The sequence below is a fragment of the Microcystis sp. LE19-131.1A genome, assembly GCF_027532015.1.
In the GTDB taxonomy this organism is placed as follows: Bacteria; Cyanobacteriota; Cyanobacteriia; order Cyanobacteriales; family Microcystaceae; genus Microcystis; species Microcystis ichthyoblabe_A.
Genome location: NZ_JAPZSS010000102.1, coordinates 1 through 15464, shown reverse-complemented (window position 1 = coordinate 15464; position 15464 = coordinate 1). Strand labels below are relative to the sequence as shown.

At 40.7% G+C, this 15464-nt stretch carries 18 protein-coding genes and 1 pseudogene; 7 read left to right on the top strand and 12 right to left on the bottom strand.

All coding sequences use genetic code 11. The features are described from left to right. Positions 1-279: hypothetical protein (locus O9323_RS08935; RefSeq protein WP_288124980.1), on the top strand; the 279-nt coding region annotated here is incomplete at its 5' end. A gap of 68 nt (positions 280-347) precedes the next feature. Continuing rightward, entirely contained in the window at positions 348-665 is a 318-nt protein-coding gene (locus O9323_RS08930) for a nucleotidyltransferase domain-containing protein (protein ID WP_002755559.1), read from the top strand. An 83-nt stretch (positions 666-748) separates the two neighbouring features. Here the strand turns inward: O9323_RS08930 and O9323_RS08925 are convergent, their stop codons facing one another. The 4 genes from O9323_RS08925 to O9323_RS08910 all read right to left on the bottom strand — a co-directional run bounded on the left by O9323_RS08925 (position 749) and on the right by O9323_RS08910 (position 1951). Then, positions 749-907, bottom strand: a complete 159-nt coding sequence (locus O9323_RS08925) for a PIN domain-containing protein (RefSeq protein ID WP_002755558.1) — start codon at positions 905-907, stop codon at positions 749-751. Further along, complete coding sequence (locus O9323_RS08920; protein ID WP_002755556.1) at positions 904-1101, bottom strand: hypothetical protein; 198 nt, start codon at positions 1099-1101, stop codon at positions 904-906. The genes O9323_RS08925 and O9323_RS08920 overlap by 4 nt, the downstream gene beginning before the upstream one ends. A gap of 128 nt (positions 1102-1229) precedes the next feature. Further along, complete coding sequence (locus O9323_RS08915; protein ID WP_002755554.1) at positions 1230-1655, bottom strand: type II toxin-antitoxin system VapC family toxin; 426 nt, start codon at positions 1653-1655, stop codon at positions 1230-1232. Then, positions 1652-1951, bottom strand: a complete 300-nt coding sequence (locus O9323_RS08910) for a hypothetical protein (RefSeq protein WP_002755552.1) — start codon at positions 1949-1951, stop codon at positions 1652-1654. The genes O9323_RS08915 and O9323_RS08910 overlap by 4 nt, the downstream gene beginning before the upstream one ends. A gap of 413 nt (positions 1952-2364) precedes the next feature. Here O9323_RS08910 and O9323_RS08905 point away from each other — a divergent pair, with 413 nt between their 5' ends. Then, a complete protein-coding gene (locus O9323_RS08905) occupies positions 2365-2589 on the top strand; it encodes a hypothetical protein (RefSeq protein WP_002740738.1) in 225 nt (74 codons plus the stop codon). Between the two features lie 116 nt (positions 2590-2705). Here O9323_RS08905 and O9323_RS08900 read toward each other — a convergent pair whose 3' ends face one another. From O9323_RS08900 to ahcY, 3 genes are all read right to left on the bottom strand, one after another. Continuing rightward, the gene (locus tag O9323_RS08900; protein WP_002755551.1) at positions 2706-3284 is read right to left on the bottom strand and encodes a hypothetical protein; all 579 of its coding nucleotides are present in this window, start codon (positions 3282-3284) and stop codon (positions 2706-2708) included. Between the two features lie 144 nt (positions 3285-3428). After that, the gene (locus O9323_RS08895) at positions 3429-4034 is read right to left on the bottom strand and encodes a DedA family protein (RefSeq protein WP_002769621.1); all 606 of its coding nucleotides are present in this window, start codon (positions 4032-4034) and stop codon (positions 3429-3431) included. 127 nt (positions 4035-4161) lie between these two features. Continuing rightward, positions 4162-5439 (bottom strand): adenosylhomocysteinase, encoded by a 1278-nt coding sequence (gene ahcY, locus O9323_RS08890; protein WP_002755549.1) that lies wholly within the window; start codon positions 5437-5439, stop codon positions 4162-4164. Positions 5440-5682: 243 nt separating this feature from the next. Between ahcY and O9323_RS08885 the strand changes: the two genes are divergently transcribed. Both O9323_RS08885 and O9323_RS08880 read left to right on the top strand, forming a co-directional pair. After that, on the top strand, positions 5683-6858 hold the full coding sequence (locus tag O9323_RS08885; RefSeq protein ID WP_288124979.1) for an ImmA/IrrE family metallo-endopeptidase: 1176 nt from the start codon (positions 5683-5685) through the stop codon (positions 6856-6858). Next, entirely contained in the window at positions 6858-7328 is a 471-nt protein-coding gene (locus O9323_RS08880; RefSeq protein ID WP_002755547.1) for a PIN domain-containing protein, read from the top strand. Before O9323_RS08885 ends, O9323_RS08880 begins: the two co-directional genes overlap by 1 nt. A 62-nt stretch (positions 7329-7390) precedes the next feature. On the opposite strand, the gene O9323_RS08875 is transcribed toward O9323_RS08880, so the two are convergent. From O9323_RS08875 to O9323_RS08860, 4 genes are all read right to left on the bottom strand, one after another. Further along, positions 7391-8062 (bottom strand): riboflavin synthase, encoded by a 672-nt coding sequence (locus O9323_RS08875; protein ID WP_002755546.1) that lies wholly within the window; start codon positions 8060-8062, stop codon positions 7391-7393. A gap of 15 nt (positions 8063-8077) precedes the next feature. Next, a complete protein-coding gene (gene proA, locus O9323_RS08870) occupies positions 8078-9373 on the bottom strand; it encodes a glutamate-5-semialdehyde dehydrogenase (protein ID WP_288124978.1) in 1296 nt (431 codons plus the stop codon). A 482-nt stretch (positions 9374-9855) separates the two neighbouring features. Beyond that, the gene (gene dxr / locus O9323_RS08865; RefSeq protein ID WP_002755544.1) at positions 9856-11028 is read right to left on the bottom strand and encodes a 1-deoxy-D-xylulose-5-phosphate reductoisomerase; all 1173 of its coding nucleotides are present in this window, start codon (positions 11026-11028) and stop codon (positions 9856-9858) included. 624 nt (positions 11029-11652) lie between these two features. Next, positions 11653-12486, bottom strand: a complete 834-nt coding sequence (locus O9323_RS08860; protein WP_002733282.1) for an acyl-CoA desaturase — start codon at positions 12484-12486, stop codon at positions 11653-11655. Positions 12487-12605: 119 nt separating this feature from the next. On the opposite strand from O9323_RS08860, the pseudogene O9323_RS22590 reads away from it, so the two are divergent. Continuing rightward, a pseudogene (locus tag O9323_RS22590) lies at positions 12606-12704 on the top strand (aluminum resistance protein); the annotation flags it as partial. A 207-nt stretch (positions 12705-12911) separates the two neighbouring features. Continuing rightward, positions 12912-14198, top strand: coding sequence for an ABC transporter permease (locus tag O9323_RS08855; RefSeq protein WP_024969039.1), 1287 nt, complete (start codon positions 12912-12914; stop codon positions 14196-14198). Between the two features lie 12 nt (positions 14199-14210). Here the strand turns inward: O9323_RS08855 and O9323_RS08850 are convergent, their stop codons facing one another. Then, complete coding sequence (locus tag O9323_RS08850) at positions 14211-14873, bottom strand: ABC transporter ATP-binding protein (RefSeq protein WP_024969040.1); 663 nt, start codon at positions 14871-14873, stop codon at positions 14211-14213. Positions 14874-15464 lie beyond the last annotated feature (591 nt).

The following is a 15464-nucleotide window of genomic DNA, read 5'->3' as shown; positions in this document are numbered from 1 at the left end:
TCACCCAAGTATAGAGGATTAATCATGAAAGATACCGTACAGTTAACCCAACTTGAATTGGTGCTTCTCCAATTAGTTGAAAAAGGAAAAGGAAAATGGAGTTGGTACGAATTAGCTAACGCACTTTCCCGCCGAGATGTTCCTAGAGAACCTGATATGATGACAGTCTTAAAAAATCTTTCCCAGCTAGGCTTAGTCAAACGTTATGTGGAAAAAGAATCGCCGCGTGATCGTTGGGAATTGACTTCAAAAGGGGAGGCTTTGTTAAAAAATAGCTAATGACAAACCGCAAGAAGATGGGGCTAAAGTTTGGGGAAAATAGCTTGAAGGTCTAAAATTGATAAATTATGAAAAAACTTGAAAAAATCATCACAGAATTTCGCCAAGCACTAGAAAAAATCTATGGCGATAAATTAATAAACTTAGTTCTGTACGGTTCTCAAGCAAGAGGGGATGCAACAGAAGACTCTGATATTGATATCATGGTAATTTTAAAAAGTCCAGTTTCTCCTGGAGATGAAATTTTCCGTATGGGAGAAGTGAAAAATCAAATTAACCTTAAATACGATCAACTCATCTCAGTTTTGCCCATATCTGAAGAAGACTTTTTATGTAAAGATACTCCTTTATTAGAAAATATTCGCCGAGAAGGTATAGCTTTATGAACCGCATTCAAACATTACTAAGTCTAGCTAAAGAAGAATTATCTGCTGCTGAAATTTTGTTGGAAAATACTCTGTATCTTGCTTTATTTAGACAAAGTAGGAAAACTGAGTAACTCAATTCTGACAATTGGTGAGATAAAAATCTGATGCAAACTCAAAAAAGCTGGGGAGAAAAAAGAAGTAACTAGATCATCATCGGCTAAATAATAAATAAAAATATTGGTATCATAGACGTATTTCATCCATCCCACTCCCGACGAAGAGACTCTACATGAGATAGCATTGCCGCGTTTTTATCCTTAAGAATACCTTTGGCTTTAACCACCTTTTGATAATCTTTTTGCCAAAGCTGAAGCAGTGAATCTGGCACGTCTGCTGTAATAAAATTTTCATCCTCAGCAATCAGATAATTCCTTGGTATTTTAATCAGTGGCACAGCTTTTCTCCTAATACCAAACAGTATTTAATGTCTCTCTCTGTCATAGACCATCATTATATATTATCATCACAAGTACGGTAGAGCCACCAAGCCAAGGAATATTCGGGTGATAAAACTAACTTTGTTTAATTTAGAGCGGGATTAAGTAATTCTACCTGACAGCGTAATGCTGCATCTATTAATTGCTTATCATTGGTAGCCAATGGTAAATCTAAGCGCAAAGCAAGTTCTAAGTAAGCAGCATCATAAGAAGCTAATTTTTGTTCTCTTGCTAGTGTTAAAGTCCTGCCAAAAGCTTGGACTGAAGTTAAAGAATCAATAGTAATAAGTAAAGACTGTAACCAATTAATCGATGCTTGAGTTTGCTCGACCGTCATCCGATTTCTTCTTTCTGCGACTAGGAGATTATTGACAATCTCTAAAGACCAAATTTCGAGAACAAATGCTTCGGCGTTTGGCATTATGTCTAATACTGCGTTAGCATAATCGTTATCTTCATCGACCAAACACCAGCTAATTGCTACCGAACAATCTAAAACGAACTCAATCAAAACCGTCTCCCTTCTTCTCGCATGGCACGAATTTCACTTTTAGGTAAAGCTACAGTTTTTTGAAGGTGGCGCATTCCTGAAATAGCTTGGGTAATAGATTGCTCTACTACTGGGTTGCCCCAAGCATTATAGCGAGGTTTTCTTTCCTCTTTTCTACTTGCTAAATCTTCACTGACTTCTTGAACCGCTTCAACGGTTACTGTAACATTTACTTCAGTTTCTTTAAAATCGGACGGTATATCTAAATGTAAGATTCCATCTCTACCAATCTGAGAACGTAGTTTAATTGTTGGCATATTAAAACCTCGTATATTCTTATCCTTTTGCCCCTTTATAAGCAGTAAAACGTAGTAAAACGTAGTGGACTGTTTCAGCTAATTTGGTGTATTAGAAAAATGCTATAAATTCTATAATCTAAGACTTTAAGCCGAAATCTATTGCCCTATTTTAGCTGAAACAGTCCAGTAGGGTGCGTTAGACTGGGGCAGACGATTCAGGATGACCAAGGGGCATCTGCTCATGCCTAGTAAAGTTGAGTTTACCTTTTCTGAGGATGAGGCATTACCGACAATTCCTATCATTTTCAGTATCGTGCTTGTGTTTAGTATTGATGGAGAAAAGTAATGCTAATTTTTTTGGGAAAATTAGTTAATCCATGATTATAACATATAATTAATTTGTAAGAGTTCGAGTTAACTTGGTTAGGGCTATGGATTTATTAAAAAATCGTTTTGTGCAGTCGTTGGGAGTCGGGGCGTTTTTTTACCTCCTAATGCTTTCCTTAAATTGGGTGGTGTTGTTCACCCTGAGAATTCTTGAATCTTTTTCTAGTTGGTATCGATACCGCGCCGCTCCCTATTCCTTCCAAATCAGTATCGGGGTGACGTTGGCCTATTTGCTGATCACGGCCCTCTTGAGTAGCCGGCGTGATTAGTAGTAAAACAGAGTGGATTGTTTCAGTTAATTTGGTGTATTAGAAAAATGCTATAAATTCTATAATCTAAGACTTTAAGCCGAAATCTATTGCCCTATTTTAGCTGAAACAGTCCACTACCTATGAGGAGTATTTTTAATTTTTTTTCGGACATGATCAGGATACCAACTTGTGAATACTGACGTTGTAATCAAAAGGAAATAACTGATAATTTCATAACCCAGTTCAGGAAGGATAAGTTTTTCCATCTTTCCCCAGGCTAAAATGGCGTTAATTGTGAAAGTTAAACCCCAAGCTGAACTGATGATCATATTGATTTTGATAAAAGTTGGATTGTTCCACAGGGAGGGATCAACTTCTTGTTTAGCATATTCTATCGTAAAGGGTTTGCCGAAAATTATGCTCAGCCAGGCAGAGATAGCCAGTAAACCAGAAGCTCCAAGCCCTATATGTTTGACAACCCACATATTATTGAAAACAATCACGGCTAACGAGGCGGAGGAAAAGAAAAACAACCCCACCCATAAAGTTACCCCTCGGTGCAACCGAGTAACGCCCATGATAATGCTCAGAACTAAAGCGATAATCAATGCTAATTTAAGACGAAATAAGCTACCGTGGGCAATAAAAAGAAAAGCCAGCCATGGACCAAATCCCAAGAGGAGCCTTAAAAATGACATAATTTGCTTTTTCATGATTTTATTTTATTGCTTTTTCACAAAATATAGTCATTTCAGATAAGTCTGATACAGTAAAACGTAGGGTACGTTAGACGGCAAAAATTGCTGCTGTGACTCGAAGGTGACAATCCGTCGTAACGCACCACCTATGATCAACATTTACTCATACCGGCGGTTACGTTTGCGGATAATCCAGAGGATAAACCAGATAACGAGGACAAGTAGAGCTATTTTTGAGACCGGAGCCAGATATTCTTCCACAAGGGGGTAATTCTTCCCTAAAAAGTAACCTGCTGCCGTTAAAAAAACGACCCAGAGAGTCGTGCCGATGGTGGAGTAAACTAAAAAGGGAATCATCGCCATGTGATTCATCCCGGCGGGTAGGGAAATCAAAGTTCGTACTCCGGGGACCAAACGACAGAGTAAAACCGCTTTACTACCGTGACGGTTAAACCATTGATTAGCTTTTTGAATATCTTTAGCGGAAACGGTAATCCATTTGCCGTATTTATCGGCTAGTTTTTCAATTTTTTCCTCATCCACAACCCGACCGAGATAATACCAAGGTAGCGCTCCGACTACGGTTCCGACAATCCCCGCTACCACTGCCGGAATAAATTGCATTTGTCCCTCATGGACGGTAAAACCCGCTAGAGGCATAATTAATTCCGAGGGAATGGGAGGAAAAAGATTCTCTAAAAACATTAATAGGGCTATGCCTAAATAGCCCATAGAAGTCATTGTATTTGTAATCCATTCAGTCATATTTTTTAGGATTTAGAAAACAGTTTTAAAGTAAAAAAAAGGGAGTGGGGGAGTGGCAAGAATAAATAAAAGCAATCTCCTGACGACCGACTCCTGATAACTGATAACTGATAACTGATAACTGATATTAGGTTCCGGAAGTCCAGGAGTTGATATATTCTAATTGGGCTTCGGTGAGGGTATCGATTTCAATCCCCATGGCTTGCAGTTTCAAGCGGGCGATTTCTTGGTCTAATTCGTAGGGAATTGAGTAGATGCCGGGGGCTAATTTACCTTTATTTTTAACCAAGTATTCTACACCGATCGCCTGGTTAGCGAAACTCATATCCATAACGGCGCTAGGATGACCTTCGGCGGCTGCCAGGTTAACTAGGCGACCTTCACCGATAACAACGACGGATTTACCGCTTTTTAGTCTATATTGTTGGGTAAAGTTGCGAACTTCCTTGACATTATCGGCTTTTGCGCCTAAAGCTTGCAGGTCGATTTCAATATCAAAGTGACCGGAGTTGGAAACAATCGCCCCATCTTTCATCAGGTCAAAATGTTCGGCCCGGATAACGTGCTTGTTACCAGTGACAGTGATAAAGATATCGCCTTCTTTAGCGGCTTCATCCATGGGCATAACCCGGAAACCGTCCATCGCCGCTTCAATGGCACGCACGGCGTTAATTTCGGTGACAATTAGATTAGCACCTAAACCTTTGGCCCGCATAGCCACACCTTTACCACACCAACCATAACCAGCCACAACCACGGTTTTACCGGCAAGAAGGATATTGGTGGCGCGAATGATACCATCAAGGGTAGATTGACCTGTACCGTAGCGATTATCAAAGAAATGCTTGGTTTCTGCGTCGTTAACGTTCATTGCGGGGAAGGATAACACCCCGGCTTTGAGCATGGCTTGCAAACGGACGATACCGGTGGTAGTTTCTTCGGTAGTACCGATAATGTCGGGTAATTGGTGACTTCTTTCTTTAACTAGGGTGGCCACTACATCACAACCATCATCGATGATAATCTGGGGTTTATGATCGAGGGCGATTTGAACGTGACGGTGATAGGTGTCGTTATCTTCCCCTTTGATTGCATAAACGGGGATGCCGTAATCAGCGACCAAACAAGCGGCCACATCATCTTGGGTGGAAAGGGGATTACTGGCAATCAGTAACGCATCAGCGCCACCGGCTTTGAGTGCGATGGCCAAATTAGCGGTCTCGGTGGTAACGTGGCAGCAAGCGACTAAACGCAGTCCAGCAAAGGGTTTTTCGATGGCGTAACGTTCGGCTAATTGACGCAAAACGGGCATTTCCCGTCCGGCCCATTCGATGCGCTGTTTGCCGATGGGGGCTAAACTAATATCTTTGATGTCGTATTTCTGTTGAACTGGTGTTGCTACCATAAGGGGTTTTCCTTAAATACAAGCCTCGGCTATTGGTTAATTTAACTTAACATTGTCTGGGTATTTTGGCTAATGTCAAGCTTTCGGCTGGTTTTTTATATAGGAAAAAGTTATCAATTCCTCGCTGAACTATCCAGAAATCGGTACATCGTCTCTATTTTGTCCGATTATTTAGTACAATAAAACTACTGTATGATCTAAATCAAGCTAGAAATCTCTATCTCGTGATGATAAGATAAAGTGATGGGCGAGAAACTGACAGGCGTTAATCCCAAGATAATCCAATGGGCAAGAGAAAGGGCGAGATATTCTCTTGAGTCTGTGGCGGTCAAGTTTAAAAAAGATGTTTCTGTTATCGAGAAATGGGAGTCAGGAGAGGACTTTCCTATCTATAGTCAATTGGAAAAGTTAGCAGAAATATATAAACGTCCTCTCGCTTTATTCTTTTTCCCAGAACCTCCCCTAGAAGCGGAGGAAAAACAAGAATTTAGAACTTTGCCAGACTTTGAAATCGAAAACCTGGCCGCCGATACTATCTATGCTTTACGACAAGCAAAAGCGATGCAATTGTCGCTACAGGAAATTAATAATGGTATTAATCCTAGTACCAAGAAAATCTTTCAGGATATTGCGGTTAGCTCTAGGGATGATTTAAGGATATTAGCCGAACAGATCAGAAATTATTTAAACGTTACTCTAGAAGAACAACTGACCTGGAATGATCAGGAAACTGCCTTAAAAAAATGGCGGAGTGCCGTGGAAGAAGCTGGTATTTTTATTTTTAAGCGTTCTTTTAAGCAGCGAGAAATTTCGGGATTTTGCTTGATAGATATTGAATTTCCGATCATCTATCTTAATAATAGCACGGAAAAATCTAGACAAATATTTACCATTTTTCATGAATTAGCATATATTCTTTTGCAGACTAATGGAATTACTAAGTCTGACGATAGATATATTAATAGTTTGCAGGGAGCAAATAAAAGTATCGAGATATTTTGTAATAAATTTGCTGCGGAGTTTTTGCTTCCTAATCATGTCTTTTCTGAGATAATTAGAGAAACAATAGTTAACGATAAAATTATCTCGAAAATTTCCAGTGATTATAAGGTTAGTCGAGAAGTAGTTTTACGAAAACTATTAGATAATAACTTAATCTCCCAGAAAGAATATACTCTTAAAGTAAGCGAGTGGTACAGTGAGCAGGTGGGAAAAAGTCAGGACAAAAATAAAAAATCTGGAGGTAATCCCTATGCTAATCAGGCGACATATTTGGGAGAAAATTACCTAAAACTTGTGTTCAATAAATACTATCAAGGCCAATACGATATCGAGCGTGTTGCTGATTATATAAACATTAAAAAAGTTGCTACGGTGGAAAAACTTGAACAATATTTATTAGACAAAGGACTGTTTTGATGGTTTACATTTTTGACACAAGTAGTTTTAAGGTTTTAGGAAACTATTTTCCCAAAAGTTTTCCTACCGTTTGGCAAAAAATCGATTTGCTTGTGTCAGAAGGTAAACTAAAATCAGTACGCAAAGTGCTTAAAGAAGTAGAATATGGCAATAATAAACAATTTGTTTTAGATTGGATAGACTTCAATAAACAAATATTTTTACCACCCACTGCTCAGGAAACTTTATTTATTGCTGAAACTTTTTCTATAAGTAACTTTAAGGATTTAGTGAGTCAAAAAGCAAGATTACAAGGAAAGCCAGTGGCTGACCCATTTATTATTGCCTGTGCCAAGATAAAAGACGGTTGCGTAATTACCGAAGAAGCCTTGAAGCCTAATGCTCCCAAAATCCCCACAGTCTGTCAACACTTTTCTATCGATTGTACCAATGTTCAGGGTTTAATGGAGCGGGAAGGTTGGCAATTTTAAAACTAAAATTAATGGATAAATTGCCAATAAATTTATATGTTGAAAAGGCTTTTTCTGGAAAACTAATAACCATGTTCAGCCAGAAATTCTAGGCTAATCTCGGTAGGAGGGTGATAAGAGCGCATTCCTAGCAATTTTTCCACATATTTGCCTAAAATATCCCCTTCTAGATTCACCCAATCGCCTAATTTTAAATGGGAAAGATTGGTTTCAGCGTAGGTGTGGGGGATGACTGCCACTTTAAACCAGCTGCTGGAGGCATCACAATCGGCCACGGTTAAACTGATGCCATTAACAGCTATACTGCCCTTACCGACGATATAACGAGCTATGTAGTTATTCCACTGCTCTTCTAGGGAACTAGGGGCAGCAAAGGTCATTTCCCACGAATTAGCCACGATTATCGATTCGACTAAACAGCCAATTCCGTCCACATGACCGGTGACAAAATGACCGCCGATTTTACTACCCACCCGCAAAGAGGTTTCTAGGTTAACGTTGGTTTCTGTTTTAATCCTTCGTCCCAAAGTAGTGCGCTGTAGGGTTTCCGGGGAAGCGGTGGCCACAAAACCCTCTGAGAGAATTTCCTCGACTGTCAAACAAACTCCATCCACAGCCACACTATCACCAATCATTAAATCTTTGAGAATTGTATCAGAGGATACAGACAAATATAGTCTATCAGTATCCACGACCCGAATTTTTCCCAAGGCTTGAATTAATCCTGTAAACATCGGCTTTTTTCTCGACTATAAATCCTTATGAGTGAAAGATTGGGCATTTTCCCCAGAATAATCGGCGACAATATGACCATCTCCCACTAATTGATATTTGTAGGTCACTAATCCCTCTAATCCCACCGGACCACGGGGGGGCATTTTTTGGGTACTGATACCCACTTCGGCCCCAAAACCGTAACGGAAACCATCGGCAAATCGGGTGGAACAATTATGAAAAACTCCGGCGGCATCGACTCGATCGCTAAAGGTTTTGGCTGTGTTAAAATTTTCGCTGACAATGGCTTCCGTGTGTCGAGAACCGTAATAATTAATATGTTCGATTGCCGATTCTAGACTATCAACAATTTTAATTGACAGAATTAAATCACTATATTCGGTTTGCCAGTCTTCTTCTGTGGCCGATGGTACGTTAATAATCTGACGAGTTGCTTCATCTCCCAATAATTTAACCTTTTTTTCCTCTAATGCTCGGGCCACTGCGGGTAAAAATTGTCTAGCGATGTCTTGATGAACCAATAAAGTTTCAATGGTATTACAAGCGGCAGGATATTGGGTTTTACCATCAACGGTAATCCTAATTGCTTTGCTTAAATCGGCTTCTTTGTCGATGTAGAGATGACAGATACCATCGGCATGGCCGAGGACAGGAATGCGGGTATTATTTTGGATATAACGAACAAATTCGTTAGAACCTCTAGGAATAATTAAATCGATGTATTGATCAAGTTTTAATAGTTCCTGAATTTCTTCTCTTGTTGTTAACAATTGCACCGCCGACGAATTAACTTTAGTTTGACTCAATGCCTGATGAATAATTGTTACTAAAGCTTGACAAGAACGGATCGCTTCTTTCCCCCCTTTTAAAATAACGCCATTGCCGGATTTTATCGCTAAACTGGTAATTTGAATTAAAGCATCGGGACGAGCTTCAAAAATAACCCCTAAAACCCCTAAAGGACAGGTTATTCTCCGCAGAATTAAACCTTGATCTAATTGCCGATTAATTTGTATAGTAGCTAAAGGATCTGCTAATTTAGCCAGATCTCGCACCCCGGCAATGGCGGTTTTTAATTTGCCAGAACTTAACTCTAAACGCGCACATAAAGCCGGAGATAATTCCATCGCCTTGGCTGTTTGAACATCGGCGATATTAGCTGCTAGTATTTTATCAGCATTGGCAGTCAAAGCCTCAGCAATAGCCTCTAAAGCTTCATTCCTTTCTTCGTTAGTCAGAATAGCCAGTTGACGACTCGCTTGACGGGTTTCTCTGGCGATTTCGGGGAGGGATAGAGAAGTTGTAACCATAGAAAATTAAACGTAATAACCGCTATCTTGTTTATTTTATCTTATTTTTGAGAAAGTTTCAGGGTCATTAGATCTCATTGCAAAAACCAAAAATTGTTGTTAGGGTTAGGAGTCAGTAGTCAGGAGAATTAAGAATGAATAATAGTCAATTAAATGGTCTATTTACAGATTTGGCTCTCTTGAGTTTGGTGGGTAAAATGTACTCTAAGATACAGTCCTGCCAGCGAGCGACTAGAACGAACCACAAAGACACAAAGGACACAAAGATCGATCCTATATAAGTTAAACTTATCACACAAAGAATAAGAAAACCCTGATTTTAGGCAATTTAATCTTTATTTTCGAGGTTTATTGAAGGTTATCAACTCTTGTCATGATCATCATAAATCTAGTTAAATAGAAAAAATAGCCGAAATTAGTGATTTTTATATCCTAGACCTGTAGAGACATTATAGTTAACATCCCTACAGGATATAGACTATCTAGACCAGATTGGCAATCAGACAGTTAGATACCTCTTGACGCGCCCAATCATCGGCGGCTAAAATGTCATCTAGGCTAGGGGTAGAACTGTTATGAATCGCAAAGCGATCGCAAACTTTTTCAATCACCCGGGGAATATCTAAGAAGCTAATCTTTTCTTCTAAAAATAATGCTACTGCTTGTTCATTGGCCGCATTTAATACTGCTGGCATTGCCCCACCTGCGCGGCCGGCTGCATAAGCTAATCCCATACAGGGATATTTTTGATGATCGGGTTCTTTGAAGGTTAAACTACCAGCTTTAACTAAATTTAAAGGTTCCCAATCGGTATAAATTCTTTCGGGCCAAGACAAGGCATATAACAGGGGTAAACGCATATCGGGCCAGCCTAATTGGGCTAAAACCGAGGTATCCTGTAACTCAATTAAAGAGTGAATAATACTTTGGGGATGAATAACAATATCGATCGCATTATAATCTACACCAAACAGATAATGAGCTTCGATAACTTCTAGACCTTTATTCATTAAAGTAGCCGAATCGATGGTGATTTTTCTGCCCATAGACCAGTTGGGATGTTTGAGGGCATCAGCTACGGTTACTTGCGGCAATTTTTCCACGGGTAAATCGCGAAAAGCACCCCCAGAAGCGGTGAGAATAATCTTTTTTAATCCCCCAGTGGGAACTCCCTGTAAACATTGAAAAATAGCTGAATGTTCCGAGTCAGCAGGTAATAATTTAACTCGGTGTTTTTCCACTAAAGGCAGCACCACCGGACCGCCAGCAATCAGAGTTTCTTTATTAGCAAGAGCGATATCTTTACCGGCAGTAATAGCGGCAATCGTGGGCAGCAATCCCGCACAACCGACAATTCCCGTGACGACGCTTTCGGAATCGCCATAACGGGCCACTTCGATTACTCCTTCCTTTCCTGCTAGGATAATCGGGGTATAGTCAAGGTCGGAAATTAGGCTTTTCAGGTCTTCTAGTTGACTTTCGTTATTAATCGCCACGATTTGCGGGCGAAATTGCCAAATTTGCTCCGATAGTAGTTGAATATTATTACCCGTGGCTAATCCTACCACTTGAAACTTATCGGGATGATCGGTGACAATATCGAGAGTTTGAGTTCCGATCGAGCCAGTAGAGCCTAAAATTGAGATTTTTTTCATAGAAACTTACTATAATTTGGGGATTAGCTTTTAATATACGTTCTCTGGGGTCTTTCCGGCACATCAGCGTAAATATTAAATATTTGTTAAAAAAGTTGCTATTTTGACTTTTTTGTGGCAAGGGTTAGAAAAAGTCAGCGATAGAAATGGTGACAGAGAAGAAATCGAATAGAAAGGCCAATGGATTAGGCTGTCTAGCGGGGGGTCTGGTTTTTTGCCTCTTATTTCCCCTGTGTGTTTACGTTTTTGGTTGGTTATCCTTCGCTCTTGGCCCGATGGGTTGCGCTTTCCCCAGTCAATGTTCGGCAGCAGCAACATTAATGAAAGGGATTCGGCTCTTCTGCTTTTTGTGTACAAGGAAGAAGAATAGGGATAATTTGGGTGCATTTCAATTTGGTTGAAATATCTATAGGACATTTTGGGCGCCCGCAGTTCGATAAACTCACTGACCACGTTGCGCCCCTACTATTGGCGCAATAATATTATTGTAGGGGCGAATTGCATTCGCCCTCTTTGAATAACTTCTGCTGCTCACCTATAGGTGAGGGAAAGTCACAAATAGCAGAAAAAATAACCGAACTTAAACATAAGTTCGGCTAGATTTAATTTAACAACTGGATAAAACTAACTTTCTGTCGTGACTGCTGTGGTGGGAGGCAACTTAATATTAGTAGCTAATCCCAGAATTTGCAGCAGACGAATGGTCATCCAAGTCAGATCAACTTCCCACCATTGTAGGCCATGACGGGCAGAATACTGATAGGCATGGTGATTATTGTGCCAACCTTCACCGAAAGTTAAGAGGGCAACCCACCAACAATTTTTAGAATTATCGTGGGATTCATGGCTAACATAACCGAATTTGTGGGTGGCGCTGTTGACAAACCAAGTAGAGTGGAAAACTAAGACCAAGCGCACAAAAATTCCCCAAATTACAAACGGCCAACCACCCATAGCATAGAGAATTAAGCCTAAAACAATTTGGATAGGAACAAAATAATTTTGACAGAATTTATAGAAAGGATCGTCGGCGATATCCTGGGTAAAACGAGCAATTTCTTCGTCGGCAGGAATTTCGTGCAACATCCAACCCATGTGACTCCACCAGAAACCTTTATTAGAATCGTGGGGATCGGGAGCAGTATCAGAATATTTATGATGAAGACGATGTAAACCTATCCATGCGATCGCACCCCCCTGACAAGCGAGAGTCCCGCACAAAACCAGAAAGTATTCTAACCATTTGGGAGTCTTAAAACTCCGATGGGAAACCAAACGATGGAAACCGAGGGTAATTCCTAAACCCCCGGTAATCCAATAGAGAATCAATGTCACTCCCACAGCACCCCAGCTAAAATTGCCAGGCAAGAAGGCTAAAAGAGCCACTAGGTGGATAAAAGCCATGTAGATGAGAGTCACCCAGTCAATGGGAAGTTTTTCGGAAGTCGCAACAGTCATTGAATAACCCAAAGGGAAACAACAGGAGACAGAGCATCATTGTCTTATCTGTCTCGATTTGACACAGGGGGAACTTTGACCCTTAATAAATAGTAACAAATATCACAGTCTATTGTTTGATGGATATCCCCCCTCTACTCCACAGGGCAGAAAAGGCCTTACTCCCCATCTTTTCCGAAATTGAAGCACAGGTCAAGGAAAATCTCGCTAAAATCTTATTGGGAAAGTATGGCGAAGCGATTGATTTCCCTAGGTGAGGGTTTTTATAGGCAATGCTATCGGACGGGAAAGCCGCAGTCAATACAGCCTAATCTCTTCTAGAAACAGTAAATAAGGTAATTTATAGACAAAAAAAGACAAATAAGTCGAAAATATCTGTTTTATCCGATCAGAACTCTATATTTAGCCAGATTAAATAGAACTCAATGACTCTTAACTTACCTAAACAAATACTTCAGGCTAATCATCCTCATCCCGTGGGGATCGGCGAAATTGTCTCGATAGCGATCGAAGCCCTCTGGAGTAATAAACTGCGGACTTTGTTAACCATGTTAGGGGTGATTATTGGCATTGCCTCGGTGATTGCCCTCACCTCCGTAGGCCAAGGAGTACAAAAAGCCACCGAACAAAAAATTCAATCTCTAGGTACTAATGTTTTACAAATTTTACCCGGAGAAGCCAGAACCGGGGGGATTAGTCTCGGCCGCGGTTCCAGTAGTACCTTAATCTGGGAAGATGCCAAAGTTATTCAAAATCAAGTTCCTGGTGTACAGGTGGTCTCCGCCTATCTGCAGCGTCCGGCACCCGTGGTAGCGGGCCAGGTCAATCATGCCACTAATGTGGTAGGAATCGATCTTAACTACATGAAAGCGAGAAATACAGAACTCAGCCAAGGTCGATTTTTTACCGAGGAAGAAATGGCACAGGCGACACCAGTGGCGATTTTAGGCTCGACTCTGTTAACAGAACTCTTTGGCGATGATACCAATGCGATCGGTAAAAAGCTTTGGATTGAAAGAAAAAATAGTTACGAAATTATTGGGGTATTTGAGCCAAAAGGTGCCGAAGGTTCGATCGATCGCGACGATCAGGTCTTTATTCCTCTGAGCAATATGTCTTCTCGTCTGGTGGGCAATAATTCTTTAAGTGGTAAGGCCGTTAACGGCATTTATGTCAAAGTTGACCAGCAAGATCAGATGAAAAATGCCGAGTATCAAATTACTAATCTTTTGCGTCAGCGTCACAATCTCGCCGCTGCTCAAGCCGATGATTTTAGCATTAGAAACCAAACAGATGTGGTCAAAACCTTGACCACGGTAGTGGGTTTGTTTACAGTGATGCTGGTGGCGATCGCTGGCATTTCCTTAGTAGTCGGCGGTATTGGCATCGCTAATATCATGTTAGTTTCCGTGGTGGAACGCACCAGGGAAATCGGGATTCGCAAAGCTGTGGGGGCTACCCGTTCGGCAATCCTCCAGCAGTTTTTAGCGGAATCGGTGATGATTTCCCTGACTGGCGGCGGCATCGGTGTATTATCGGGAATTTTAGTGGCCCTCTGTAGCGCCCAGATTTTCCGATTTCCCTTTGTCTTATCAGGTTGGTCGATAATCAGTGGATTTGGCTTATCTTTTATCGTTGGTTTGTTAGCAGGAGTAATTCCCGCCCGTTCTGCCGCTCATTTAGACCCGATTACCGCTTTACGAAGGGATTGAGGCCAGTACATCCTAAAAAACGATTAAGCCATCTTGAAGACGGATAACCCGCCTGGTTTGGGCAGCTACATCAGGATCGTGGGTGACAATCACAATCGTGATCCCCTGTTGATTGAGTTCGGTTAGTAAATCCATCAGTTCTTGGGAAGTTTGTGTATCTAAGGCCCCCGTCGGCTCATCGGCCAACACCAGAGCCGGTTGATTAACTAGGGCCCGGGCGATGGCGACTCGCTGTTGTTGTCCCCCGGAAAGTTGGCTAGGCCGATTGTGGAGATAATTAGTCAACCCAACTCTAGCTAAAGCTTGCATCGCTCTTTGACGACGCCTTGGCTTGGGAACATTGGCATAGACCATCGGCAACATGACATTTTCTAGGGCAGTGGAGCGGGACAATAAATTAAATTGTTGGAAGACAAAGCCAATCCTCTGATTGCGAATATAAGCCAGTTGGTTATCGTCCAAGTTCTTTAAGTTTCTGCCTTCTAAAATATATTGTCCCCCCGTCGGGCGATCAAGGCAGCCGATAATATTCATCAGGGTTGATTTCCCAGAACCCGAAGCTCCCATAATGGACACGTATTCCCCTGACCGAATTTCCAGATCTATGCCCCGAAGAACAGGAATTTTCACTTCCCCTAGAGAGTAAATTTTTGTAATTGTCTGCAAGAAAATCATCGTTTTTACCAGGGGTGATTTGGGATAATTTTGTCCTAAAAATTAGGTTAAGCACTGGAATGTCAAAAATGGCACTATGCTAACAAATATAAAGTAAATTTGGCTCTTCTCGACTTTGTGTGATAATTTTTGCTTATAGAATCATGAAATGCTTACTGGGAAAGACTTTTAGGACTATTTTGCTGAAGAAACTATCAGTATAGACCCCGTTTCCACACAGAAACCAGAAGAGCCGTAAATTTTTTCAGTGCTGGTTGACTATCAACTGCTATTTTTATCGGTAAGTTACAACTATGTCCACATTTAAAGATGAATGTGTCCAATTTTGTCTACTTTCTGAGAGTTATCTCAACTAGGTACTTGATTAAAACTCTTTAGCTCAAGAGAGGCAATTATTAAGAAATAAACAAGATCTGGAATCACTTTAAAATAGTGAGAGTAGGATAGAAAAACGGCTCTTCGGGAATTGTTATGCAAATAATTAACTTAAAATAAAATTCGATGAGAGCAACTACGCTCAAAAGTAGCTGAAATTCATACAGGAAAGGACTTAAGGCACAAATAGATTAATACCAAAAGATAGACAATCGA

Coding starts and splice junctions, on each gene's coding strand:
- O9323_RS08910 (WP_002755552.1), bottom strand. CDS start 1,951: ATGCCAACAATTAAACTACGTTCTCAGATTGGTAGAGATGGAATCTTA.
- O9323_RS08860 (WP_002733282.1), bottom strand. CDS start 12,486: ATGACTGTTGCGACTTCCGAAAAACTTCCCATTGACTGGGTGACTCTC.
- O9323_RS08885 (WP_288124979.1), top strand. CDS start 5,683: ATGGGCGAGAAACTGACAGGCGTTAATCCCAAGATAATCCAATGGGCA.
- O9323_RS08880 (WP_002755547.1), top strand. CDS start 6,858: ATGGTTTACATTTTTGACACAAGTAGTTTTAAGGTTTTAGGAAACTAT.
- O9323_RS08905 (WP_002740738.1), top strand. CDS start 2,365: ATGGATTTATTAAAAAATCGTTTTGTGCAGTCGTTGGGAGTCGGGGCG.
- O9323_RS08850 (WP_024969040.1), bottom strand. CDS start 14,873: ATGATTTTCTTGCAGACAATTACAAAAATTTACTCTCTAGGGGAAGTG.
- proA (WP_288124978.1), bottom strand. CDS start 9,373: ATGGTTACAACTTCTCTATCCCTCCCCGAAATCGCCAGAGAAACCCGT.
- O9323_RS08925 (WP_002755558.1), bottom strand. CDS start 907: ATGAAATACGTCTATGATACCAATATTTTTATTTATTATTTAGCCGAT.
- dxr (WP_002755544.1), bottom strand. CDS start 11,028: ATGAAAAAAATCTCAATTTTAGGCTCTACTGGCTCGATCGGAACTCAA.
- O9323_RS08895 (WP_002769621.1), bottom strand. CDS start 4,034: ATGACTGAATGGATTACAAATACAATGACTTCTATGGGCTATTTAGGC.
- ahcY (WP_002755549.1), bottom strand. CDS start 5,439: ATGGTAGCAACACCAGTTCAACAGAAATACGACATCAAAGATATTAGT.
- O9323_RS08875 (WP_002755546.1), bottom strand. CDS start 8,062: ATGTTTACAGGATTAATTCAAGCCTTGGGAAAAATTCGGGTCGTGGAT.
- O9323_RS08900 (WP_002755551.1), bottom strand. CDS start 3,284: ATGAAAAAGCAAATTATGTCATTTTTAAGGCTCCTCTTGGGATTTGGT.
- O9323_RS08930 (WP_002755559.1), top strand. CDS start 348: ATGAAAAAACTTGAAAAAATCATCACAGAATTTCGCCAAGCACTAGAA.
- O9323_RS08855 (WP_024969039.1), top strand. CDS start 12,912: ATGACTCTTAACTTACCTAAACAAATACTTCAGGCTAATCATCCTCAT.